General features: G+C 69.9%; 20 protein-coding genes and 2 tRNA genes. 10 read left to right on the top strand and 12 right to left on the bottom strand.

Annotated features, from left to right (window positions below; translation table 11 throughout):
- Window positions 1-26: 26 nt before the first annotated feature.
- Window positions 27-1,058 carry a glycoside hydrolase family 6 protein gene (locus ABIE67_RS18110; RefSeq protein WP_370258547.1) on the top strand — a complete coding sequence of 344 codons (1,032 nt, stop codon included), beginning with the start codon at window positions 27-29 and terminating at the stop codon, window positions 1,056-1,058.
- Window positions 1,059-1,154: 96 nt separating this feature from the next.
- Here the strand turns inward: ABIE67_RS18110 and ABIE67_RS18105 are convergent, their stop codons facing one another.
- The 4 genes from ABIE67_RS18105 to ABIE67_RS18090 form a co-directional block, all read right to left on the bottom strand.
- Window positions 1,155-3,092, bottom strand: coding sequence for a galactose oxidase-like domain-containing protein (locus ABIE67_RS18105; protein ID WP_370258544.1), 1,938 nt, complete (start codon window positions 3,090-3,092; stop codon window positions 1,155-1,157).
- Window positions 3,089-5,104: a glycosyltransferase family 2 protein gene (locus ABIE67_RS18100; RefSeq protein WP_370258540.1), complete on the bottom strand. Its 2,016-nt coding sequence runs from the start codon at window positions 5,102-5,104 to the stop codon at window positions 3,089-3,091. The genes ABIE67_RS18105 and ABIE67_RS18100 overlap by 4 nt, the downstream gene beginning before the upstream one ends.
- A 325-nt stretch (window positions 5,105-5,429) precedes the next feature.
- The gene (locus ABIE67_RS18095; protein ID WP_370258537.1) at window positions 5,430-6,146 is read right to left on the bottom strand and encodes a FadR/GntR family transcriptional regulator; all 717 of its coding nucleotides are present in this window, start codon (window positions 6,144-6,146) and stop codon (window positions 5,430-5,432) included.
- A gap of 89 nt (window positions 6,147-6,235) precedes the next feature.
- A tRNA-Lys gene (locus tag ABIE67_RS18090) sits at window positions 6,236-6,309 on the bottom strand.
- Between the two features lie 186 nt (window positions 6,310-6,495).
- Between ABIE67_RS18090 and ABIE67_RS18085 the strand changes: the two genes are divergently transcribed.
- The 5 genes from ABIE67_RS18085 (at window position 6,496) to ABIE67_RS18065 (ending at window position 12,127) form a co-directional block, all read left to right on the top strand.
- Window positions 6,496-7,887 carry a peptidoglycan-binding protein gene (locus tag ABIE67_RS18085; RefSeq protein WP_370258534.1) on the top strand — a complete coding sequence of 464 codons (1,392 nt, stop codon included), beginning with the start codon at window positions 6,496-6,498 and terminating at the stop codon, window positions 7,885-7,887.
- 57 nt (window positions 7,888-7,944) lie between these two features.
- Window positions 7,945-9,072: an SPFH domain-containing protein gene (locus tag ABIE67_RS18080; RefSeq protein ID WP_370258532.1), complete on the top strand. Its 1,128-nt coding sequence runs from the start codon at window positions 7,945-7,947 to the stop codon at window positions 9,070-9,072.
- Between the two features lie 128 nt (window positions 9,073-9,200).
- A complete protein-coding gene (locus ABIE67_RS18075) occupies window positions 9,201-9,806 on the top strand; it encodes a lytic polysaccharide monooxygenase (RefSeq protein WP_370258529.1) in 606 nt (201 codons plus the stop codon).
- A gap of 103 nt (window positions 9,807-9,909) precedes the next feature.
- Entirely contained in the window at window positions 9,910-10,425 is a 516-nt protein-coding gene (locus ABIE67_RS18070; RefSeq protein WP_370258526.1) for a DUF3592 domain-containing protein, read from the top strand.
- A gap of 40 nt (window positions 10,426-10,465) precedes the next feature.
- Window positions 10,466-12,127: an AMP-binding protein gene (locus tag ABIE67_RS18065; protein ID WP_370258523.1), complete on the top strand. Its 1,662-nt coding sequence runs from the start codon at window positions 10,466-10,468 to the stop codon at window positions 12,125-12,127.
- 857 nt (window positions 12,128-12,984) lie between these two features.
- Here ABIE67_RS18065 and ABIE67_RS18060 read toward each other — a convergent pair.
- From ABIE67_RS18060 to ehuB, 6 genes are all read right to left on the bottom strand, one after another.
- Window positions 12,985-13,058, bottom strand: a tRNA-Lys gene (locus ABIE67_RS18060).
- A 98-nt stretch (window positions 13,059-13,156) separates the two neighbouring features.
- Window positions 13,157-13,915 (bottom strand): IclR family transcriptional regulator, encoded by a 759-nt coding sequence (locus ABIE67_RS18055; RefSeq protein WP_370258520.1) that lies wholly within the window; start codon window positions 13,913-13,915, stop codon window positions 13,157-13,159.
- 173 nt (window positions 13,916-14,088) lie between these two features.
- Window positions 14,089-14,865, bottom strand: coding sequence for an ectoine/hydroxyectoine ABC transporter ATP-binding protein EhuA (gene ehuA, locus ABIE67_RS18050; RefSeq protein ID WP_370258517.1), 777 nt, complete (start codon window positions 14,863-14,865; stop codon window positions 14,089-14,091).
- A 10-nt stretch (window positions 14,866-14,875) separates the two neighbouring features.
- Complete coding sequence (gene ehuD, locus ABIE67_RS18045) at window positions 14,876-15,526, bottom strand: ectoine/hydroxyectoine ABC transporter permease subunit EhuD (RefSeq protein ID WP_370258515.1); 651 nt, start codon at window positions 15,524-15,526, stop codon at window positions 14,876-14,878.
- Complete coding sequence (gene ehuC / locus ABIE67_RS18040) at window positions 15,523-16,245, bottom strand: ectoine/hydroxyectoine ABC transporter permease subunit EhuC (protein ID WP_370258513.1); 723 nt, start codon at window positions 16,243-16,245, stop codon at window positions 15,523-15,525. The genes ehuD and ehuC overlap by 4 nt, the downstream gene beginning before the upstream one ends.
- Complete coding sequence (gene ehuB / locus ABIE67_RS18035) at window positions 16,245-17,192, bottom strand: ectoine/hydroxyectoine ABC transporter substrate-binding protein EhuB (protein ID WP_370258510.1); 948 nt, start codon at window positions 17,190-17,192, stop codon at window positions 16,245-16,247. Before ehuB ends, ehuC begins: the two co-directional genes overlap by 1 nt.
- 47 nt (window positions 17,193-17,239) lie before the next feature.
- Between ehuB and ABIE67_RS18030 the strand changes: the two genes are divergently transcribed.
- Window positions 17,240-17,734: a DUF3830 family protein gene (locus tag ABIE67_RS18030; protein WP_048587305.1), complete on the top strand. Its 495-nt coding sequence runs from the start codon at window positions 17,240-17,242 to the stop codon at window positions 17,732-17,734.
- On the opposite strand, the gene ABIE67_RS18025 is transcribed toward ABIE67_RS18030, so the two are convergent.
- The gene (locus ABIE67_RS18025; RefSeq protein WP_370258506.1) at window positions 17,715-19,127 is read right to left on the bottom strand and encodes an amidase; all 1,413 of its coding nucleotides are present in this window, start codon (window positions 19,125-19,127) and stop codon (window positions 17,715-17,717) included. The genes ABIE67_RS18030 and ABIE67_RS18025 overlap by 20 nt on opposite strands.
- Window positions 19,128-19,150: 23 nt before the next feature.
- On the bottom strand, window positions 19,151-20,134 hold the full coding sequence (locus ABIE67_RS18020) for a D-2-hydroxyacid dehydrogenase (RefSeq protein WP_370258502.1): 984 nt from the start codon (window positions 20,132-20,134) through the stop codon (window positions 19,151-19,153).
- Between the two features lie 280 nt (window positions 20,135-20,414).
- Between ABIE67_RS18020 and ABIE67_RS18015 the strand changes: the two genes are divergently transcribed.
- The 3 genes from ABIE67_RS18015 (at window position 20,415) to ABIE67_RS18005 (ending at window position 23,298) form a co-directional block, all read left to right on the top strand.
- Complete coding sequence (locus ABIE67_RS18015) at window positions 20,415-21,224, top strand: aspartate/glutamate racemase family protein (RefSeq protein WP_370268696.1); 810 nt, start codon at window positions 20,415-20,417, stop codon at window positions 21,222-21,224.
- 47 nt (window positions 21,225-21,271) lie between these two features.
- A complete protein-coding gene (locus tag ABIE67_RS18010; RefSeq protein ID WP_370258499.1) occupies window positions 21,272-22,003 on the top strand; it encodes a decarboxylase in 732 nt (243 codons plus the stop codon).
- A gap of 206 nt (window positions 22,004-22,209) precedes the next feature.
- Window positions 22,210-23,298 carry an LLM class flavin-dependent oxidoreductase gene (locus tag ABIE67_RS18005; RefSeq protein ID WP_370258495.1) on the top strand — a complete coding sequence of 363 codons (1,089 nt, stop codon included), beginning with the start codon at window positions 22,210-22,212 and terminating at the stop codon, window positions 23,296-23,298.
- Window positions 23,299-23,303: the final 5 nt, after the last annotated feature.

Below are 23,303 nucleotides of genomic sequence, written 5' to 3'. Positions count from 1 at the left end.
GAACAGTGCACCCGAGGGGGAGCTGGATGTACCTGAAGAGGGGGGCCTGGAGGGGGGCTCGCGCGCGGACGTCCGCGATGGTGCTGGGGGCGGCACTGCTGATCGCGGGCTGTTCCTCCGGGGACGGCGAGGAGCCGGAGGACAACGCCGGCGCCGGGATCAGCCAACAGCCCAAGGAGACCGACCCGTTCTGGGTGAACCCGGACGGGAACGCCGCGCAGCAGGTGGCGGCCTACGAGAAGGCCGACAAGAAGGAGGACGCCGAGGAGATCCGCAAGATAGCGCAGCAGCCGACGGGCGAGTGGATCGGCCCGGAGAACCCGGAGCAGGAGGCCCGTGGCTACACGGAGGCCGCCGACAAGGCAGGCCGTACGGCCCTGCTGGTCCTCTACAACATCCCGCACCGCGACTGCGGCCAGTACTCCCAGGGCGGTGCCGCCGACGGCGACGCCTACCGGGCCTGGATCGACGGCGTGGCCAAGGGAATCGAGGACCGGTCCACGACGGTGATCCTGGAGCCGGACGCGGTGCTGCACCTGGTGGACGGCTGCACCCCGGACGAGTTCCACGAGGAGCGCTACGACCTCCTCAAGGGCGCCATCGCCAAGCTCAAGTCCCTGAAGAACACCAACGTCTACCTGGACGCGGGCAACGCGGGCTGGGGTCATCCCGACCAGATCTTCGAGCCCCTGAAGTGGGCGGGCATCGACCAGGCCGACGGCTTCGCCGTCAACGTCTCCAACTTCTACACGACCAAGGACTCGGTCGCGTACGGCAAGCAGCTCTCCACCAAGGTGGGCGACAAGCCGTTCGTCATCGACACCAGCCGCAACGGCAACGGCCCGTACACCGAGGGCAACCCGGACGAGCGCTGGTGCAACCCGCCGGGCCGCGCGCTCGGCGAAACCCCGACGATTAAGACGTCGGACCCGCTCGTCGACGCATACGTCTGGGTCAAACGCCCCGGCGAGTCGGACGGCGAGTGCAAGGGCGGCCCGAAGGCGGGCGAGTGGTGGGCGGAGTACGCCTTGAAACTTGCGAAGGCGACAACCCCCTAGGGGCGCGGGGCTGTGACATATGCGGCTCCGCCGCGTGTGCGCGACAAGCCACAACGCTCCCGCACCGAAGAACAAGGTGCGGGAGCGTTGCTGCATCTACGGCACTCTCACCCACTGCGCCTTCGACGGCGTCCCCTGGTCATCCGTCACGAACAGCATGTACCACCCCGACGGAACCAGGTTCCGGTTGGTCGGCACGGTCACCGTCACCTTGTCGCCGGACTTCTTGAACTCCAGCGCCACCGACCGCTGATCCACGTCCGTGACATGCGTGGACGCGCTCGGCCGCATCAGCCGCACGTTCTCGATCGACGAGGCGTGCCGCGAGGTGAACGTGCCCGTCCCACCGCGCTTGATGGTCTGCGGACCCCCGGACAGCGACGGCTGAGCGTCCCGGTACAGATACGGCGGCGTGTAGATCTCGATCCGCTGCTCGAACTTGCCCGGCTTCGTGTTGGCCTTGTCGGCGTACAGCGAGTCCGACCCGAAGAACATCACGCGCCCGTCGGGCAGCAGGATCGACCCCGAGTGGTAGTTACGGCCCACCAGCGGATCGGCGACCCGGTCGAGCTCGTCCGCGCCCGGCCGGTAGAGGTGCGCCTGGAGGATGTTGGAGTCGCCGCGACCCCGGTAGTCCTCCGAACCGCCCGACACCAGCACACTGTCGTCCGGCAGCACCGACGCCTGCGGATACCGCGTGCCCTTCTCCAGCGACGGCCCGTCCACGAACTTCGGGTCGTCGTCCTTCAGGTCGATGAGCCGCGTCTTCTCGCTGGACTCCTTGGACTCGCCGACGCCGCCGCCACCGATCACCATGTACTTCTCGTCCTGCGCCGGCGGCAGCAGCACCGTGCCCGAGGTCTCCATCAGCTTGGCGTCGCTCAGCCCGGGCAGCTTGCTGAACTTGTTGGTGTCCACGTCCCAGATGCCGGGGTCGCGGCCCACGTCGTCAGGGCCGTAACCCGCGTTGGAACCCGAGTAGAAGATCTTGCCGTTCTCCAGCGGGAACAGCGCCGGGTACGTCGGGAACTGCCGCACCTTCGTCAGGTACGTCCACTTCTTGGTCTTCGGGTCGTAGACCTCGTTCTTGCCCGGCACCAGCTGGCCGATGTCGTCGAGGCCGGAGACGCTGAGGATCTTGCCGTCGCTCAGGGTGGTGAGCGTCGGGTACCAGCGGGCCTCGTGCATCGGGTCGACCTTGATGTACTTCTCGGCGACCGGGTCGAACTCATAGGCGTCCCGGATGCCCTGGAAGTCCTTCTTGTCCAGGGCGAGCTTCTGCGCGATGCCGTACGTGTTACGCGCGTCGGCACCGGACAGCCCCTGGATCCGGTAGTTGTCCTGGGTGCCGGTCTCGTGCTTTGCGCCCTTCTTCTGCGCCTCGACATAGATCCGGCCGAGACCGGGGTCGTTGCGCAGGAACTTGCCGGTCGCCTTGTCGAAGACCTTCTTCGCGCGCGGCACCAGCACCGGGTCCTTGGAGACGAAGGTCTTGCCGTTCTCCTTGCCGGTGAACTTGGTGCCCGCGGGTAGCGTGATCGGCTCGTCCGGGTTCTCGTTGTGGACGATCATCAGGCCGCCGGCCTTGGTGACGTCACCCTTGAGCTTCTCGTACCGTTTCGTCCCGCCCGCGATCAGCAGGTTGCCGTTGGACAGCTGGGTGTGGCCCGTGCAGAACAGGTCGTTCGGCGTCGGCACCTTCTTGATCGTGCCCTTGACCGGGTCCCAGATGCGGGTGTCGTACTTCTTCGCGTCGAAGTTGTCCTGATTGTTGCCCGAGCCCGCGATCAGCAGCACCTTGCCGGTGTGCAGGAGTGCCGCGTGAATCGTGTTCTGGCGGTACTCCTCCGGGAAATCGACGATCTCCCACTTGCCGTTCTCGGCTTTGTACTCGGGCCTGTTGATTTGGTACTGGTGGTATTTCTCGGTGCCGACGCGATAGAGCCACGGCCCGTTCATTCCGGCCAGCGCGAGTACCACCGCCGTACCTATCGCGAGTCGACGGGCGCGGCGGCGGCCTGCACGGTCGTTCATTCCTTACGTCCCCCAAGTCCACCAAGGGCGATCTGCATCGTCTGATCGTTACCACTACTGCCCGACGCGGCCCAACTCGGCTTGTTCTGCGGCGCGTGCGGGGCATGCGCCGCGTGCGGGGCGTGGGACGCGTGCTGCGCGGGCAGCGGTTGCGGCTGTGGCTCCGACTGGTACGGCGTGTGCTGCGCCGGGGCGGGCTGGGCCGGCACGGTCGCGGCGGGCTTCTTCTTGTCCTGGCGCAGCATGTAGCGCCAGGCGAAGATCGGCGTCGCCGTGATCAGCATGGCGAACGTCGCCCAGATGATCATCGCGGGGTGCGAGTGACCGTACACGAAACCGGCGGTGATCGACGCGCCGAAGATCGCGATGAAGTACCAGTGGTAGCGGAAGGTCCCGAACCACCGGTCGGGGCTCGCGGAGTCGCCCTTGGGGGTGACCACGAACTTGCTCTTCTTGCGCAGCACCGAGTCGACCAGCGCCTTCGCGTACAGCGGCGCCGACAGCGCGGACATCACCATGCCGGCCACACCGCCGGAGCCCTCCGGCTCGTGCGGTGAGACGTTGTGGCGGCGGTTCCAGACGTACAGGCCGATCTGGAGCGCGGAGGCGTTGCCGTAGAGCATCAGCCAGATCGTCGGGTCGATGTTCACACCCGAGGCGCCCAGGCCCAGGAACAGCGCACAGCTCAGCGCCGCCAGGATCCAGTTCAGGGCCGACATCGGGTAGAAGATGATCATCATCGTGTAGTTGAAGAGCTTGCTCGGCGGCAGCGAGTACCAGCCCTTCCAGTACTGCTTGAGGATCGTCTCGTACGTCCCTCGCGACCAGCGCATCTGCTGGGTGAAGAAGTCCGTCCAGGCACTCGGGCCCTCACCGACGGCCAGCACGTCCGGCGTGTACACCGAGCGCCACTTCTTGCCCGTCGCCGGGTTCTTGTGGCGGTGGATCTCGAAGCCGGTCGCCATGTCCTCGGTGATCGAGTCGTACAGACCGCCGATCTGCTTGAGCGCCTTGATGCGTACGGCGTTCGACGTACCCACGAACATCGGGGAGCCGTACTTGTTGCCGGCGCGCTGGATGAGGGCGTGGAAGAGGAACTGCTGCGACTCGGCGGCCTTGGTGACGAAGTTGTCGTAGTTGCCGTACACCTGCGGGCCGATGACGAAGCCGACGTTCGGGTCGCGGAAGAAGCCGAGCATCCGCTCCAGGTAGTTGGGCAGCGGCACGTGGTCGGTGTCGACCGAGGCGAAGAAGTCGTAGTCGTCGCCGTGCGCGTCGAGCCAGGCGTTGTAGTTGCCGTGCTTGGTCTTGGCGCGGTGCGGGCCCTTGGCCTGGTTCCACTTGGCGATGCCCTTGCGGGAGAAGTGGTGCACGCCGAGCCGCGCGCACACCTCCTTGACCTCCGCGTCGTCGCCCTCGTCGAGCAGCCAGACGTGCATCAGACCCCGGTGGCGCAGCTTGACCGCCGCCTCCAGGGTCTTCGTCACCATCTCCAGCGGCTCCTTGCCGGGCACGAAGGAGGTCAGGAAGGCGACTCTCGTGCCGGTCTCCGGCACCACCGGGATAGGGTCGCGGGCGACCAGCGTGGCGTGCGCGTTCGACAGCACGTTCATGCAGCGGAAGAACTCGATCAGACCGATCGAGACGAGCATCACGATGTCCAGCGCCGGCAGGAAGTCGAAGGCGGGATAGTCCCGTTCGGTCCAGTGCTCGGGCTGGAGCAGCCAGAACAGCAGGACCAGCGAGAGCACCGGCGCCGCCGCCAGCATCAGCGCGACCCTGATCCGGTGCGGCTCCTGCGAGATCAGCGAGCGGTACTCGACCCGGTACGGCTTGTTCGGGTCGGGCTGAGTGAGGGGGCCGGCCAGCCGGCTGTAGTGCTCGTAGTCGTACTTCGGCAGCGTCTTCTTGATCCGGCGGAAAGCTCCGGTCCTGGTCTGTGACGGCACCCTGAGCTGGGTGGTTTGAGACGGGTCGAAGTTATGCCGGGCGCCCGTCGGCGTCGACGTCATGAGTCATCCCCCCACACGCGGGTCACCCGCGTGTCTGTCGGTTCCTTTACGGCTGCTCCGGTCCCCCTCGACCTTCACAGGCGTATCAGTGGTGGGCCGCGGTCACCACATCTTCCACACCTTAGACATGGAACTGCGACCTTCCGGTTGCATCATGCCCCCCTCGGCATGCGGTCATGAACGGGGCCCCCTATGCCCCGGCGAAAACCGGCAACCGGCTCCTTGCCCCCCAACTGCCGCGTATGCGCAGCATCTTGAAAAACCAATCACCAGGGTTCTACGTCGTTCCACATGATCGCAAGATGCGAAACGAGGTGTTTACCGGTCATACGCGCTCATTGTGGCACCTGTGGGGGTGTTGTGTACCCGTCGTGGATACGCGGGCGAGGATGTTGCCGAAGTGCTCCCGTATGGCCTCCTCCGCCCGTATCGCGTCGCCCGACCGCACCGCCTCCACGATCTCCCGGTGCTGCCGGCAGGTGACCAGCGGATCCTGCGGGGCGCCCCCGAGATCGGTGTGGACGCGGTGGAAGGCGTCCCAGAACGCCTCCATGACCTCGCCCAGCAGCGCGTTGTCCAACCCCCGGTAGAGAGTGGCGTGAAACGCCCGGTCGGTGTCGGCGATCCCGTCGCCACCCCGCGCCGCCTGCTCTTCCATACGGTCGACCAGCGCGTCCAGTTCAACGAGATCGGCTTCCGGGACCCGCCCCGCGAGCCGCGACACCAGCCCCGTCTCCACGGCCTCCCGCAACTGCACCAGCTGGAGCAGGGTGTCCTCGCCCCGGTAGTGCCCGGCGACGGTGCGGAAGGCGAGGCCCTCGATCATCGGCGCCAGCGACATCGTGCCGACGTACGTCCCGAAGCCGTGCCGGATCTCCACGATGCCCATCGCCTGCAACCCCTTGAGCGCCTCGCGCACGGAGTTCCGGCTGGCACCCAGATGAGTCATCAGCTCGGGCTCCGTCGGCAGCGGGGCCCCGGAGGCCAGCCGGCGGTCGATGATGAGCTTCTTGATCCGCTCCTGAAGGTCACGCGCTGCCATGGCCAGAGGGTATCCGGCCAAACCTGGGAGAGGACCCGGTTCAGGACAGCGAAAAACCCCCTCGCTTCCACGAGGGGGCCTCCGTGTCGTGCGCCGCCAGGGACTCGAACCCCGGACCCGCTGATTAAGAGTCAGCTGCTCTAACCAACTGAGCTAGCGGCGCCTGCTGACGGCGTTAACTCTACATGACCTTGCGGGGTGCTCCGGACCGGCCGGACGGGGGTGGCGGAGGGGGCCGGGGCGGCACGTAAACCATTCGGACCGTCAACATGCGCGTCCGGAAGACAGTTGAGAAACTGACGACGTGCACAGCTGTGGGCATTTTCAACTGGAGTGTGAGGGGAATCGCATGGAGACTCGGACTCCGGTATTCGAGGAATTCGATCCGGCGAGTGACTGCGACTGCCCGGGATGCGTGCACTGGAGACGCGTTCTGCCGCATTCCGAGACCCGCCGCCATCCGGCCGCCCACCGGGCGCTGATCCTCGCCGCGGCCGCCTCCACGACCCTCGCCGTAGGCCACACGGCCCCGGCCCTGGCCGCCCCCCACGCCCCCGACCGGCCGAGCGTTCCCGCAGGTGACGAGCCCAGTACCCCCCAGGGGAGCGTAGCCCCGCTGCACGGCCCGGCAGGGCAGCCGCCCCGGCCGTCCGGCCCGGTCAAGGCGCCCGCGACCACCCGCGCGGAGATCATCAAGCGGGCCAAGAAATGGGTCGCCGCGAAGGTGCCGTACAGCATGTACAAGTACTGGTCGGACGGATACCGGCAGGACTGCTCGGGCTTTGTCTCGATGGCCTGGAACCTGCCCGGAAACGAATGGACCGGCAGCCTGGGCAAGTACGGGGTGCGCATCGCCAAGAAGGATCTGCAGCCCGGCGACATGCTGCTCTTCCATAATCCGGCGAACCCCCAGAAAGGCTCGCACGTCGTCATTTTCGGCGGCTGGACGGACCACACGCACACCTACTACGTCGCCTACGAGTCGGCACCCGCGCGCGCCCGCCGGCAGACCACCCCGTACGCCTATTGGAGCCACTCCGACCGCTATCTCGCCTACCGCTACAAGGGGCTGAAGAGCGGCGCCGCGGGGACGAAACCGGTCACGGAGAAGCCGGCGGCCGAGACGCCGGAGACCGGGACGCCCGGCGCTGCCAGGCCGGAGGGACCGAACAGCGCAACGGCGTACCCGGGACGGGCGCATTTCGGTCCCGGGGCCAACAACAAGTACGTCACCCAGCTGGGCCGCCTGCTCGTCGAGCGCGGTGCCGGCCGGTACTACACCACCGGCCCGGGTCCGCGCTGGACGGACGCGGACCGCAGGGCCACGCAGGCCTTCCAGCAGGCGCAGGGCTGGTGGGGCCAGGACGCGGACGGGCTGCCGGGGGCGCGGACATGGGCGCTGCTGGTGACGGGCAAGGGCAGGGACATCCCGAGCGCGGGTTCCGGCGAAACCCCAGCCCCGGCCGCCCCGCCCGCGCCCACGCAGCCCGCGTCGCACGGGGTGCCGGGTTACCCGGGGCGGGCGATGTTCCGGCCGGGTGCCAGCAACCAGTACGTGACGCAGCTCGGCAGACAGCTCACGAAGAAGGGGTTCGGCAAGCACTACAAGACCGGGCCGGGACCGCGCTGGGGCGAGGCGGACCGGCGGGGCGTCGAGGCCTTCCAGCGCACCCAGGGCTGGCGGGGCGGCGCGGCGGACGGCTACCCGGGGCCGGAGACCTGGCGGCGGCTGTTCTCGTAACCCGACATCCCGGCAACCACCGTTGTGACGCATCTGGCGCGGAGGCTGGAGGCACGCATGCCCACGACCACTTCTCACACGCCCGAGCCCGAGGGGTTCGCGGGGCCGCCCGAGGGGACCGCCCGGCCGGCGCGGCTGATCCAGAACGAGGCGACCACCGAGATCCCCGTCCATCTGCTGTTCCGCGACGAGGCGGGTCCGGTGTCCGTGCCGCTGAGGCCGACGGTCGTGGCCCGCCGGCAGGGCACGGGGGAGCAGCCGCGGCTGCGCCGCCCGGTGCAGGCCAAGCCGCGTCCCGAGCCGCAGATCGACCCCGAGCTGGTGGAGCGGCCGGCGCGGGTGCTGCCGGGGGCGGCGGGCGTGCTCGCCGGTGTCTGCGGGGCGGCCGGGTGCCTGGCCACCTCGTGGTGGGCGGGCGTACTGCCGTCGCTGGCGGGGGAGGCGCTGGGGCTGTCGGCGTCCGGGTCGGGGCTGGGGCCCGCGCAGTGGGCGGCGTACACGGGGGCGGGGGCCCTGGGGCTCCTCGGCCTGGGCGGGCTGGCGCGCGGGCGGACCGGACGGGCCTGGGTGCTCGGGATGTTCGGCGGCTACCGGGGGACGGTCCGGCGCACCGGCCTGCTGTGGGTCAACCCGCTGCTGCTGCGCCGCCGGGTCGACGTACGGCTGCGGCACTGGCGCAGCGAGCCGATGCCCGCGGCCGACGGGAACGGGGTCGCGCTGCGGGCGGTCGTCCTGGTGGTGTGGCGGGTGAAGGACACCGCGCGGGCGACGCTCGGGGTGGAGGACCACGAGTCGTATCTGCGCGAGTGCGTCGAGGCGGCTCTGGCCCGGGTGCCGGTGGAGACGCCGGGTGCCACGCGGGGGTCGGCCGAGGCGGCCGCGGAGACGCTGACCCGGTTGGTGGTGCGGGACGCGGGCGTGGTCGGGCTAGAGGTGTTCTCGGTGCGGCCGGTGCGGGTGGAGTACGCGCCGGAGGTGGCCGCGGCCATGCACCGGCGCCGGATCGCCGCGCTGGACGCCCAGGACCGGGCCACCAGGGTCACCTCGGTCGTCGACTCGGTGGAGGACACGGTGACCCGGCTGACCATGCGGGGGCTGGTCGAGCTGGACGACTACGAACGCAAGGCGCTGGTGAAGGACTTGACGGTGGCGCTCTGCGCGGGGCGGGGGGAGACGGGCGCCTGAGACCCCTGACGGCCCGTCGAACATGTCCCTCGATTGGTATGGACATGTTCAACAGTCAGCAATAATCTGGGACTTGGTCTAGACCTGCAAGCTCATCGAACTTCCCCCACGTTCCCAGGAGCAGCAGCATGCGCAGAAAGACCAAGCTGTACGCCGCCGCACTCGGACTCACCACGGCCGGGACCCTCGTGCTCTCCGCCGGAGGCGCGAGCAGCCACGGCTACACCGACCTCCCCATCAGCCGGCAGAAGCTCTGTCAGAACGGCACCGTCACCAACTGCGGCTCCATCCAGTGGGAGCCGCAGAGCGTCGAGGGCCCGAAGGGCTTCCCGGGCTCAGGACCGGCCGACGGTCAGATATGCAACGCCGGGCTCGGCCAGTTCAGCCAGCTCAGCGCGCCGAGGACGCCGTCCGGCGGCGCCTGGCCCACCACCAGGGTGACCGGCGGTCAGAACTACACGTTCCGCTGGCAGTTCACGGCCATGCACGCCACGACCGACTTCCGGTACTACGTCACCAAGCCGGGCTGGAACCAGAACCACAACCTCTCCCGGTCCGACCTCAACCTCACGCCGTTCTTCACGGTCCCGTACAACGGGCAGCGGCCGCCGTCCACGCTCTCGCACAGTGGCAGGCTGCCGTCCGGGCTGAGCGGTCACCACGTCATCCTCGCGGTGTGGACCGTCCACGACACGGGCAACGCGTTCTACGCGTGCTCGGACGTCACGTTCTGAGCATTGCTTGAGGCAGTCCGGCCTCTCCCGCGGGTACGTTCCCCCTACGCCGACATGACCATGACGGCGTAGGGGAGCAACACCTGACCTCGGGGGATGCGCAATGGACCTGATCTTCTACCTCGTTCCCGGCCTGATCCTGGCCGTTGTCCTCTTCGGCGCGTACCGCGTGGTGCGCCGCTCGCTGCAGATCCGCGGTGCCTGGGACAGCGGGCTGACGGCGGAGGGGCGCTGTCTGCGCATGTTCACGACGACCCATGGCGGCGGCGGGGACACGTCCGTGCACACCACGCTGCACCACGTCTACGAGTTCACCGCGCGTGACGGCCGCGTCGTCCGCTTCGAGGAGGAGGACGGCCCGGCGACCACGGTCGAGGGCGACTTCGTCACCGTCTACTACAAGGAGGGCGCTGAGGTCGTCGCCACCGCCACGGCGCCGGGGCGGGCCAAGCTGGCGGCGTCCACCATCGGCATGCTGGTGTTCCTCGGGGTGGCCGCGGTGTTCTGCGTCGGCTTCATGGTCACGTACAACCAGATGTCCGACGGCTTCGGCTTCGGCGAGGGCACCGACGACACCGTCGACACCGTCGTGGTCGACGGCGTCACGATGACCCCGTGACCCTACACACCTGACGGACCATCAATTACCGTGCGCCGTCATGGAGTCCATCAGGGGCACGGTCGCGGAACTCGTCGCGGGCCGGTGGGACGACCACCGGCCGGGACTGTGGTGCGAAGGGCGCGCGCTCACCCATCACCAGGTGGCGGCGGGCGCCGCGGCCCGGGCGGCGCTGCTGGCCGACCTGGTGCCGCCCCGCTCGCACATCGGGGTGCTGCTCGACAACACCCCTGAGTACCCCCTGTGGTTGAGCGCGGCGGCCCTCGCCCGTGCCGCCGTCGCCGGGATCAACCCCACCCGCCGGGGCCCCGAACTCGCCCGCGACATCCTGCACACCGAATGCCGCGTGCTGGTCACCGAGCGGGCCCACCTGCCGTTGCTCGCCGGCCTCGACCTGCCCGGCGTGCGTCTGCTGCTGACCGACGGGGAGGAGTACGACGGCCTGCTCGCCCCGTACGCCGACGCACGGCCCGACCCCACCCGCGCCGCCCCGCACGACCGGCTCCTGCTCTACTTCACGTCCGGCTCGACCGGCGCCCCCAAGGCCGCGATCTGCACCCAGGGGCGCCTGGCCGCGGCCGGCCACTCCCTGGTCGACCAGTTCTGTGTCCGGCCCGACGACGTGCACTACGTCTGCATGCCGATGTTCCACGGCAACGCGGTGATCGCCGACTGGGCTCCCGCCCTCGCGGCCGGTGCGGCGGTGGCGTTGCGGCGACGGTTCTCGGCGTCGGGGTTCCTCGCGGACGTACGCGCGTACGGGGCGACGTACTTCACCTACGTGGGCCGGGCGATCCAGTACCTCCTGGCCACCGAACCGCGCCCCGACGACCGGGACAATCCGTTGCGGCTGGGCTTCGGCACCGAGGCCGGGGCGGCGGACGCGGCCGCCTTCCAGCGGCGGTTCGGGGTGCGGCTGGTGGAGGGATACGGGTCGTCCGAGGGCGGGGCCGCCGTGCAGTGGTCGCCCGGGACGCCGCCGGGGGCGGTGGGGCGGGCGGGGCCCGGGCTCGTCGTACTCGATCCGGAGACCCGTGAGGAGTGTCCGCCGGCCGTGTTCGACGCGGGCGGGCGGCTGGTCAACGGGGACGCGGCCATCGGGGAACTGGTCAACCGGGGGCCGAACCCCTTCGAGGGGTACTGGCGCAATCCGGCAGCGGAGGCGGAGCGGCGGCGGGAGGGGTGGTACTGGACGGGGGACCTGTTCTGCCGGGACGCCGACGGCTATCTGTACTTCGCGGGGCGTGGCGACGACCGGCTGCGGGTCGACGGCGAGAACCTCTCCGCCGCGATGATCGAGAACATCCTCGCCCGGTACGAGGGCGCGGCCGCCGTCGCCGTGTACGCGGTGCCGGATCCGGTGACCGGGGACCAGGTCATGGCGACCATCGCGGGGGAGTTCGATCCGGTCGGCTTCGCCGGGTTCCTGCTCGACCAGCCGGATCTGGGGACGAAGATGGCGCCCCGGTTCGTGCGGGTGGTGGAGCGGATGCCGGTGACAGCCACGAACAAGATCCATCGGGTGGGGCTGAGGCGGGAGGGGCCGCGGTGTGCCGACCCGGTGTGGTGGCGGCCGGCCGGGGAGCGGGCGTACCGGAGGCTGACGGAGGCGGATGTCCTGGCACACGCCGAAGGGCCCCCCGCTCCCACGAGAGGCCCTTCACCGGTGCGCCGCCAGGGACTCGAACCCCGGACCCGCTGATGCTGCATTCCCCGGGGGATAACCCCCGGACCCCCAGCCGCTCCTGCAGGACCCGGGAGAGCCGACTTCGCGGCGAAAGCCCCCGCGGTTGCGAGGAGCCTTCATCGTGTGTGTGGCCGCGGGGGACTGGAATCCCGGACCCGCTGACGCCGAAGGGCCCCTCGCTCCCACGAGAGGCCCTTCACCGGTGCGCCGCCAGGGACTCGAACCCCGGACCCGCTGATGCTGCATTCCCCGGGGGATAACCCCCGGACCCCCAGCCGCTCCTGCAGGACCTGGGAGAGCCGACTTCGCGGCGATAGCCCCCGCGGTTGCGAGGAGCCTTCATCGTGTGTGTGGCCGCGGGGGACTGGAATCCCGGACCCGCTGACGCCGAAGGGCCCCTCGCTCCCACGAGAGGCCCTTCACCGGTGCGCCGCCAGGGACTCGAACCCCGGACCCGCTGATGCTGCATTCCCCGGGGGATAACCCCCGGACCCCCAGCCGCTCCTGCAGGACCTGGGAGAGCCGACTTCGCGGCGATAGCCCCCGCGGTTGCGAGGAGCCTTCATCGTGTGTGTGGCCGCGGGGGACTGGAATCCCGGACCCGCTGACGCCGAAGGGCCCCTCGCTCCCACGAGAGGCCCTTCACCGGTGCGCCGCCAGGGACTCGAACCCCGGACCCGCTGATGCTGCATTCCCCGGGGGATAACCCCCGGACCCCCAGCCGCTCCTGCAGGACCTGGGAGAGCCGACTTCGCGGCGATAGCCCCCGCGGTTGCGAGGAGCCTTCATCGTGTGTGTGGCCGCGGGGGACTGGAATCCCGGACCCGCTGACGCCGAAGGGCCCCTCGCTCCCACGAGAGGCCCTTCACCGGTGCGCCGCCAGGGACTCGAACCCCGGACCCGCTGATTAAGAGTCAGCTGCTCTAACCAACTGAGCTAGCGGCGCATGACTCCCGCCGACCGCGTTCCCAGGGGGCTCGCGGCTGGCGACGAAGAAAATACTACCTGGTCCCGAGGGGTGCTTCCGACCACCCCGGGACGGGTCTAGATCGCCAGTGACAGCAGCACCGGCGCCGCGTTCCGGTTCAGCGCGTCCGCCGCCTGGCGCAGCCGGTGGGCGTGCCCGACCGGGAGGGACAGGGCCAGGCAGCCCACCGAGGAACCGGCCGTGATCGGGACGGCCGCGCACACCGTGCCCACCGCGTACTCCTGGAGGTCGAGGTGGGGGACCGTCGGCGGCTGGGACTCCAGGCGGGAGAGCAGGACCCGGTCGCTGGTGATCGTGCGGGAGGTGAGGCGGGCCATCTTGTGGCGGGAGAGGTGATCGCGCCGGCCGTTGTGGTCGAGCTGGCCGAGCAGGCTCTTGCCGATCGCGGTGGCGTGGGCGGAGTAGCGGAAGTCGACCCACTCGTTGACCACGGGGGTGGTCGGACCCGCGGCGAACTGGTCGATCTTGATCTCCCCGTCCACGTACCGGCTGATGTAGACGGCCGCGCCGACCGAGTCGCGCAGCCGGTCCAGGGTGCGCTGGAGGGTCTCGCGCAGGGCCTGGTCGCGGCCCTGCGCGGAACCGAGGCGGGTCAGGGCGTCGCCGGTGACGTACGCCCCGTCGCCGACCTGCTCGACGTAGCCCTCGCGGCGCAGCATCAGCAGGAGGCCGGTCAGGCGCTCCGGGCCGATGCCCGTGTGCCGGGCGAGTTCGGCGTCGGTGACTCCGGTGCTGTGCTGCGCCACGGTCTCCAGGACGCGCAGGGCGTCCTGGGCCGAGTGGTGCGGCGTCGTCGGCTCGTGCTGCAGCGCCACGGTTCCCCCTGCGGTCGCACGTCGCTTCTCGTCAATCCGGGTTCGTGTCGGTCAATCCCCTTCACGATAACGGGCAAGCGGCTTGTAGTGAGCGGTTGTTGACGAGATTGCGACGCCCTCAACTGCGGTGTTATCGCCGTGGCATATGTCAGGGACATGGGCCCGACACGGACTCACAGCACAGCGCTGAGAAACTCCCGGGTGCGGTCCTTCTCGGGGTCGTTGAACATCTTTTCCGGGCTGCCGGACTCGATGACCCGACCGGAGTCGAACATCAGGACCTGGTCCGAGATGTCCCGGGCGAAATTCATCTCGTGGGTCACACAGAGCATCGTGATGTCGGTGGTGCGGGCGATGTCCCGCAGCACGTCGAGGACGCCCGCGACCAGCTCCGGGTCCAGCGCCGAGGTCACCTCGTCGAGCAGCAGCACCTGCGGCCGCATGGCCAGCGCCCGCGCGATCGCCACCCGCTGCTGCTGGCCGCCGGACAGCTGGGTCGGGCGGGCGTCGCACTTGTCGGCGAGTCCCACCATCTCCAGCAGCTCACGGGCGCGCACCTCCGCCTCGTCCTTGGACAGGCCGAGGACGGTGACCGGGGCCTCGGTGATGTTGCGCAGCACCGACATGTTCGGGAACAGGTTGAACTGCTGGAACACCATCCCGATGTTCTTGCGGACCTCGCGGACCTGCTTCTCGGGGGCGGGGAAGAGCTTCTCCCCGGCGACCGTGATCGTGCCCTCGTCCGGCTTGAGCAGGGTCATCAGCAACCGCAGGATCGTCGTCTTGCCGGAGCCGGACGGGCCGATCAGGGTGACGTGCTTGCCGGACTCGACAGAGAAGTCGAGCTGGTCGAGGACCGTGTTGGACCCGAAGCGCTTGGTGACATGGTCGAAGCGGATCAGCTCGCTGCCGTCCACCGGAGGGTTGGCGCTCGCGTCGGGATCTTTCATCAGAGGGGTGTCAGCTGACAAGGCGTCGCTCCAGGGCTCGTACGAGAAGGGAGGCCGGATAGGCGATGAGGATGAAGGCCACACCGATGACCGTCAGGGGCTCGGTGAACTGGAAGTTCTGCTGCGCGAACAGCCGCGCCTCGCCGAGCATCTCCATCACCGTGATCGTCATCAGGATCGGCGTGTCCTTGAGCATCGCGATGACGTAGTTGCCGAGGGCCGGCACGACCCGGCGGATCGCCTGCGGCAGGATCACCACCCGCCACGTCCTGGTCACCGGCAGGTTCAGCGCCGTCGCGGCCTCCCACTGGCCGGCGGGCACCGCCTCGATGCCGGCGCGGTAGACCTGCATCGTGTACGTCGAGTAGTGCAGCCCGATCGCGCAGATGCCGGTGGTCAGCGCCGGCCACGTCAGGCCCCACTCGGGCAGCACGTAGAAGAAGAAGAAAAGCTGCACCAGCAGCGGGGTGTTGCGGATGAACTCCGTGACCGCCCCGACCGGCCAGCGCACCCAGCGGGTCGGCGTGCGCATCAGCAGCGCCCACACCAGACCCAGCGCGAACGAGATCAGCGAACCGAGGGCCAGGATCTGCAGCGTGAGCAGCAGCCCGTCCCAGAAGCTCGGCATGAAGTCGGCGACAGCGCCCCAGTCCCAGGTCATGAGAAAGAACCTCCCGCGCCCACGCCGGTCGTCTCAGGACGGTGCAGCTCCTGGTCGGCCGTGCGCCCGACCGGCTTGCCGACACCGGCCTTCAGCTTGCGTTCCAGTCCGCGCATCCCGCGCGTGAGCAGGAACGCGATGACGAAGTAGATCAGCAGCACGTACGTGTAGATCTCCGTGCTCTCCTGCAGCGCGAGGCGCACCAGGTTGGCGCTGAACGCCAGGTCGCCCATGCCCATCACGGACACCAGCGCGGTGCCCTTGAGCAGCTCCACCAGCAGGTTGGTGAAGGAGGGGATCATCTCCGGCACCGCCTGCGGCAGCAGGATCAGCCGCATCCGCTGCCACGGCGTGAAGCTGAGCGCGATCCCGCCCTCCCGCTGCGCCGGGTCGACCGAGTTGAGGGCGCCGCGCACGATCTCGGCGCCGTACGCCCCGTAGGTCAGCCCGAGCGCGAGGGTGCCGGCCCACAGCGGGACCAGCTGCCAGCCGAACGCGACCGGCAGCACGAAGAACACCCAGAAGATCATGATCAGGGCGGAGGTCCCGCGGAACACCTCGGTGTAGACGCCCGCGAGGAAGCGGACGATCCACAGCCGGTGGGTGCGGGCCACGCCGACCCCGAAGGCGACCGCCGTGGCCACCAGTCCGCTCAGGACCAGCAACTGGACGGTGACCCATATCCCGTTGAGTACGAGTTCCCAGAGTCCCGAGGTCATCAGCCCGTCCCCCCTCCGCACAGCTCCTTGGCGGTGAGGTCGGTCATCTCGGCCTCGGTGAAGCCGAACGGCTTGAGGATGCGGAACAGCTCGCCGCTCTTCTTGAGCTTGTGCAGCTCGACGTTGAAGGCGTCCCGCAGCGCGGTCTCGCTCGGCCGGAAGGCGAACGCGCCGCCGTCGACGTGCGGTTTGCCGCCGACGAGGGGCGCGAAGGCCTTGGTGGCCTCCGCCTTGGCCGACTTCTTGACGACCTCGCGGGTCGTCAGCGCCGTACCGGCGAAGACGTCCACGCGCCCCGCCTCGACCGCGTTCAGCCCCGCGACCTGGTCCGGGACGATGAGGATGTCGCTCTCCTTGTACCCCGCCTCGATGGCGTACTGGATCTCGGCGTAGCCGGTCCCGGTGGCGAACTTGGCCTTCTTCTCGACGACGTCCTTGTAGTCGTGCAGGTCCTTGGGGTTGCCCTTGCGCACGATGAAGGAGTCGAGCATCTGATAGTCCGGGTCGGAGAAGATGACCTGCTCACAGCGCTCGGGATTGACGTACATCCCGGCGGCGACGACATCGAACTGCTGCGAGCGCAGCCCGGGTATCAGCGACCCGAACTCGGTGGGCACGGGCTGCACCCGGTCCACCCCGAGCCGCTTGAAGATGACCCGCGCCAGCTCGGGCGCCTCGCCGGTGAGTTCACCGTTCGTGTCGATGTACCCGAAGGGGATCTCGCCCGCGATCCCGAGCCGTACGACGCCGGCGGCGCGCAGCCGGTCGAGCAGCTCGCCGCCTTCCTTTGTGGAGGCCGTGGCCACGCGTGAGCAGCCTGCCGCGCCCAGCGCGCCGAGCGCCGCCACCCCCGCGAGCAGCGACCGGCGTGTGGGGGTGCCCGAGCGGGTGGGAGTGCCCGATCTGTGTCCGACATGTGTTTCGACATGTTCCGTAGGTGGAGCCATGGCGGCGCGGCTACCCGAGACCATGCGATGTATGCACCCTGGAGTGCATGACTGAACGGTTCATCGAGGTGTCGCTGGTCAAGCGGGGCATCCACTGCACGGCCAAACTCCTGGACGACCGCGCCCCGCTCACCTGCGCGGCCGTCTGGGACGCCCTGCCCCTGACCGGCGACGTCTACCACGCGAAATACGCCCGCAACGAGATCTACGCCCTCTTCCCGCCCTTCGCGGAAACGGAGCCGCCCCTGGAAAACCCGACCGTCACCCCCATCCCGGGCGATCTGTGCTATTTCGCCTTCGCCGGCACGGAACTGGGCAGCAAGTCCTACGGCTACGACCGTGAGGTCCGCCCCGGCACGACGGTGGTCGACCTGGCCCTGTTCTACGAGCGCAACAACCTGCTCCTGAACGGCGACGTGGGCTGGGTGCCCGGCATCGTCTGGGGCCAGATCGTGGAGGGACTGGAGGAGATGGCCCAGGGCTGCAACGACCTGTGGCGGTCCGGGGCGCTGGGGGAGTCCCTCAGCTTCCGGAGGGCGTGAGCCCGGCGATCCCGGCCTCGTAGAGCGCGTGCGCCGCCCGCAGGACGAGTTCGTCCCGGTGCCGGGCGGCCACGAGCTGCAGGCCGATCGGCAGGCCGTCCCCGTCGGTGCCGACGGGGACGGTGGCCGCCGGCTGCTGGGTCAGGTTGAAGGGGTAGGTGAACGGCGTCCAGCCGGTCCACCTGCGATGCCCCGAGCCCTTCGGGACCTCGGCGCCCGCCTCGAAGGCCGTGAGCGGGAGGGTCGGGGTGACGAGGAGGTCGTAGGTGTCGTGGAAGCGGCCCATGCGGCGGCCGAGTTCCATGCGCACGTCCACGGCGGCCAGATAGTCGAGCGCGGTGAGACGGCCACCGACATCGCAGATCTCCCGGAGCCCCGGATCGAGCAACTCCCGCTGGTGCGGCCCGAGATGCTGGGTCACCCGGGCCGCCCCCGTGAACCACAGGGTGTGGAAGGCGTCCACCGGATCGGTGAAGTCGGGATCGGTCTCCTCGACGTACGCCCCCAGCCCCGCCAGCCGCTCCACCGCCCGCCGCACCGCCGCCGCGACCGCCGGACGCACCGCCACCTGACCGCCGAAGGAGGGCGAGTAGGCGACGCGCAGACCGCGCACCCCGCCGGTCAGCCCCGCCGCGAAGGAGCCCGGCGCCGGCGGGAGCGCCGACCAGTCACGGGAGTCGGGCGTACCGATGACGTCCAGGAGCAGGGCCGCGTCGGCCGCGTCACGGGTCATCGGGCCGACGTGCGCCAGCGTGCCGAAGGCACTCGCGGGGTACAGCGGGACCCGGCCGTACGTCGGTTTCAGGCCGAAGATTCCGCAGAAGGCGGCAGGAATACGCACACTCCCGCCACCGTCCGTGCCGAGCGCGAGCGGCCCCGCGCCCAGCGCCACCGCGGCTCCCGCGCCGCCGCTGGAGCCGCCCGCGGTGCGGGTCGGGTCGTACGGGTTGCGGGTGACGCCGGCCAGGGGCGAGTCGGTGACGCCCTTCCAGCCGAACTCGGGGGTGGTCGTCTTGCCGAGGAACACGGCGCCGTGCGCGCGCAGCCGGGCCACGGAGGGGGCGTCCTCGTCCCAGCGGCCCTTCTCCGAGACGGTGTCGGAGATCGTTTTCGAGCCCTTCCGCGTCGGTCCGCCGCGCATCAGCAGGATGTCCTTCACGGTGACCGGGACCCCGTCGAGGAGCCCGGCCGGTTCGCCGCGCCGCCAGCGGTCGGCCGACGCGCCGGCCTGTTCGAGGGCCTCGTCGGCGGTGAGGCGTACGAACGCGTTGACCTCCGGCTGGATCCGTTCGGCCCGCTCCAGGGTCGCCCGGGTGGCGTCGACGGGGCTGAACTCCCCTTTCCGGTACCCGTCGAGGAGTTGTACGGCGGTCAGTTCGGTCAGATCCGTCATGCGTCGCCCTCCAGCCGTAGACGTCAGCGTCCGGGTACGTACCCGCGCTGCTTGTCGACGATGTTCAGCAGTGGCCTGCCCGCCTCCCACCTCTCGTACAACTCCACGAACTGACGGCCGAGTTCATCCCGCCAGCCGATCGTGTCCCCGCTCATGTGCGGCGACACGATGAGATGCGGGACGTCCCACAACGGGCTGTCGGGAGTGAGGGGTTCATGCTCGAAGACATCGAGCGCCGCCCCCGCGATCCAGCGCTTGGTGAGGGCGTCGGCCAGGGCGTCCTCGACGACGAGCTGTCCGCGCCCGACGTTGATGAACCGCGCGGACGGCTGCATGACGCCGAAGCGACGGGCGTCGAACATGCCGTGCGTCTGCTCGGTGAGCGGCGCGGCCGCGACCACCCAGTCGGCGCGGGCGATCAGCCGGTCGAGGTCCTCGGGACCGTGGATGCCGGTACGAGGGGCCCGGCCGACCAGCGCGGTGGTGATGTCCAGGGCCTTGAGTGTGCGGGCGATCGCCCGCCCGATGGGCCCGGACCCCACCACGCACGCACGCGTGCCGCCGACCCGCTGCCCCTCACGGTGCCGCCACTCCCGGGCGCCCTGCAGCTCCAGGGTTCTCGGCAGGTCCTTCGCCATCGCCAGCACCAGCGCGGCGACGTACTCGGCGATCGGCTGGTCGAACACCCCGCGCGCGTTGGTGACCACGGTGTCCGACGCGGTGAGCTCCGGGCACATCAGATGGTCCACGCCCGCACTCGCCGTATGCACCCAGCGGGGCCGCGGTCCCTCGCCGGGCCAGGCTCGGCGCACGGCGTGCGAGGTGAAGTCCCAGACCAGGAGCACGTCCGCGTGCGGCAGCCGCTCGGCCAGGGTGGTCTCGTCCGCGTGCTCGACACGGGCGCGGCCGGTGAGGCGGCCGAGGCGGGGGAGGGGATCGTCGTCGAGGACGAGGAGCGTGGGCGGGGCGTCGGAGGCGGGCGGCGGACCGGGGGTCGGTGCGGTCATGCGGGGCGTCTCTCCGGGGTCGGCGGGGGTGTCTGTCGGAGGTCTGTGGGTCGGGGCGGGGGCTGTCGGAGATCTGTGTGCGCGCGTTCGTCGGTTGTGCGCGGGGCGTTCTCCCGGGGTGTGCGGGGCCGTTCCCCGGCGTTCCACCGGCAGGGACGGCCGTCTGACATGCGAGGTTTGACCACGCTCGCACCCGAACCTACCTTCGTCAACACGGGCGTACGTACGGTCCGTTGCTCACCCGTATCTCGTAGTGAGGGCGGTGCCTGCCATGAGCAGCCTGGACATCTCCTTCCTCGGCGGACCTCGACCCCAGCGTGGGGTCGGAGTCGTCGCTCCCTTCGACTTCGCGCTGGACCGTGAGCTCTGGCGCTGGGTGCCGGACGAGGTCTCGCTGCACCTGACCCGAACGCCCTACGTGCCGGTCGAGGTCAGCCTCGATCTGGCCCGCCTCGTCAGCGAACACGAGACGCTGAGCGACGGCGTCCGCACCCTGACCGCGATCGCGCCCGAGGTGGTCGCCTACGCCTGTACCTCCGGCAGCTTCGTCGGCGGCATCGCGGGCGAGCGGGCGATGTGCGAGGCGATGACCCGGGCGGGCGCGATACCGGCGGTCACCACGTCCGGAGCGCTGCTGGAGGCCCTCACCGAACTCGGCGTACGACGCGTCGCGCTGGTGACCCCGTACACCGTGTCGGTCACGCGGGCGCTGGAGGAGTACGTCGCGGAGGCGGGGACCGTGGTCACCGGGTGCGCCTTCATGGGGCTGACCCGGCACATCTGGAAGGTGCCGTACCGCGATGTGGCCGACATGGCCCGCCAGGCCGTACGCCGCGACGCCGACGCCCTCTTCATCAGCTGCACCAATCTCCCCACCTACGACGTGATCCCCCAACTGGAGGCGGAACTGCGCATACCGGTTATCTCGGCCAACCAGGTGACGATGTGGGCTGCGCTGCGCCGACTGGGTACTCGCGCGGTGGGGCCGTACCAGGCGCTGATCGACCCGGCGGCACGGATCGACCCGCAGGCGCGTGGCGGTGCGGCACTTCCGGAGGTACCGGATGTACCTGAGCAGGAACAGCAGTAGGAGAAGCAGGCACCAGCAGGCAAGCAGCGAGCAGCAGAAGGGCTGACATGACCGCACTCGGATTTCTCTACCCGGGCCACTCGGCGGAGGACGACTACCCACGCATCGAACAGCTGCTCGCCAGCGACATCCGGCTCGACCTGGTGCACACCGACATCGGCGAGGACGCGCACCGGGTGGACGCGCTGCTGCGGATGGGCTCGGCGGAGCGGCTCGCGCAGGGCGTGGAGGCGCTGCGGCTGACCGGCGCCGAGGCGGTGGTGTGGGCGTGCACGAGCGGCAGCTTCGTCTACGGCTGGGAGGGCGCCCACGAGCAGGTGCGCAGCCTCGCCGTCACGGCGGGCATGCCGGCGTCGTCGACGTCCTTCGCCTTCGCGCACGCGGTCCAGGAACTCGGGGTGCGGCGGGTGGCGATCGGCGCGACGTACCCGGACGACGTGGCCGGACTCTTCGCGGAGTTCCTCCGCGCGGCCGGCACGGAGGTGGTGTCGGTCCGCGGCTCCGGCATCATCACCGCGGCCGAGGTCGGCACCTGGGGCGAGAAGGAGCTGTTCGCCCTGGCGCGAGAGGCGGACCACCCCGACGCCGAGGCGATCCTCCTCCCCGACACGGCCCTGCACACCGCCTCCCACCTCCCCGCCCTGGAACAACACCTCTCCAAGCCCGTCCTCACCGCCAACCAGGTAACGGTCTGGGAGGCCCTCAGGCTCACGGACCGCCGCGTGAACGCCCCGGAACTGGGCTCACTGTTCACGAGGGAGCCGATCGTGCAGGTGTAGGCATTCTCAGCCCGTCCGGCGTTTGAGGACGAGGCCCTTCGGGCCGAAGCGGGGCTCCAGGGGGCGGCAGCCCCCTGGCGGGGTCGAAGGGAGTGATCCCCTTCAAGGGATGGGACGGGTAGGGGCGGCGGGGGCGAGGGAATAAACCGGAGCCCCCCTCCTGTTAACGCCGATCGCACACCACACGGCAAACGCAGGAGGCACAAGTGCCGGCAGACGAGACCCGAGGCACCCCACACGGCACCGCCCCGGCCCCCCTCTCCGTACTCGACCTGGTCACGGTCAGCGCCGGACACACCGCCACCGACGCCCTCCGCACCAGCGTCGACCTCGCCCGCCTCGCGGAGTCCCGCGGCTTCCACCGCTACTGGGTCGCCGAGCACCACTCCATGCCCGGCGTCGCGTCCTCGTCCCCCGCCGTGATCCTCGCCCACATCGCCGCCCACACCACCCGCATCCGCCTCGGCTCCGGCGGCGTGATGCTCCCCAACCACGCCCCGCTCGTCATCGCGGAACAGTTCGGCACCCTGGAGGCCATGGCCCCCGGCCGCATCGACCTCGGCCTCGGCCGCGCCCCCGGCACGGACGGCGCCACAGCCGCCGCCCTTCGCCGCACGGATCACCTCAACGAGGGCGCCGACGACTTCCCCGAGCAGCTCGCCGAACTCACCCGCTTCCTCGACGACGACTTCCCGGACGGCCACCCCTACCGCCGTATCCACGCCGTCCCCGGCCCCGTCCAGGCGACCTCACCCGGCGGCGTCCAGTCCCCGCACCGCCCCCCGATCTGGCTACTCGGCTCCTCCGGCTTCAGCGCCCGCCTGGCCGCGGTCCTCGGCCTGCCCTTCGCCTTCGCGCACCACTTCTCGGCACAGAACACCGTCCCGGCCCTGGACCTGTACCGCGAGTCCTTCCGGCCCTCGGCCGTCCTCGACCGCCCGTACGCCCTCATCGGCGTCTCCGCCCTCGCCACCGACGACGAGAAGGAGGCCCGCCGCCAGGTCAAGGCCGCCGCCCTCAGCATGATCCGCCTGCGCACCGGCCGCCCCGGCCTCATCCCCACCCCCGAGGAAGCCGAGGCCTACGAATTCACCCCGCTGGAGCGCGAGTTCGCCGACTCCTGGAACGCCAACGTCGTCCACGGCACCCCCGACGAGGTCCGCGCCGGCCTCGACGACCTCCACAAGCGCACCGGCGCCGACGAGCTGATGATCACGAGCAACGCCCCCGGCATGGACGTACGCCTGCGCTCGTACGAACTCATAGCGGACGCCTACGACTTGCCGACCACCTGACCGCC

The organism is Streptomyces sp. V4I8 (assembly GCF_041261225.1).
Classification (GTDB): Bacteria; Actinomycetota; Actinomycetes; order Streptomycetales; family Streptomycetaceae; genus Streptomyces.
The sequence above is the reverse complement of the archived record's forward strand: the minus strand, read 5'-3'. Positions and strand labels throughout refer to the sequence as shown.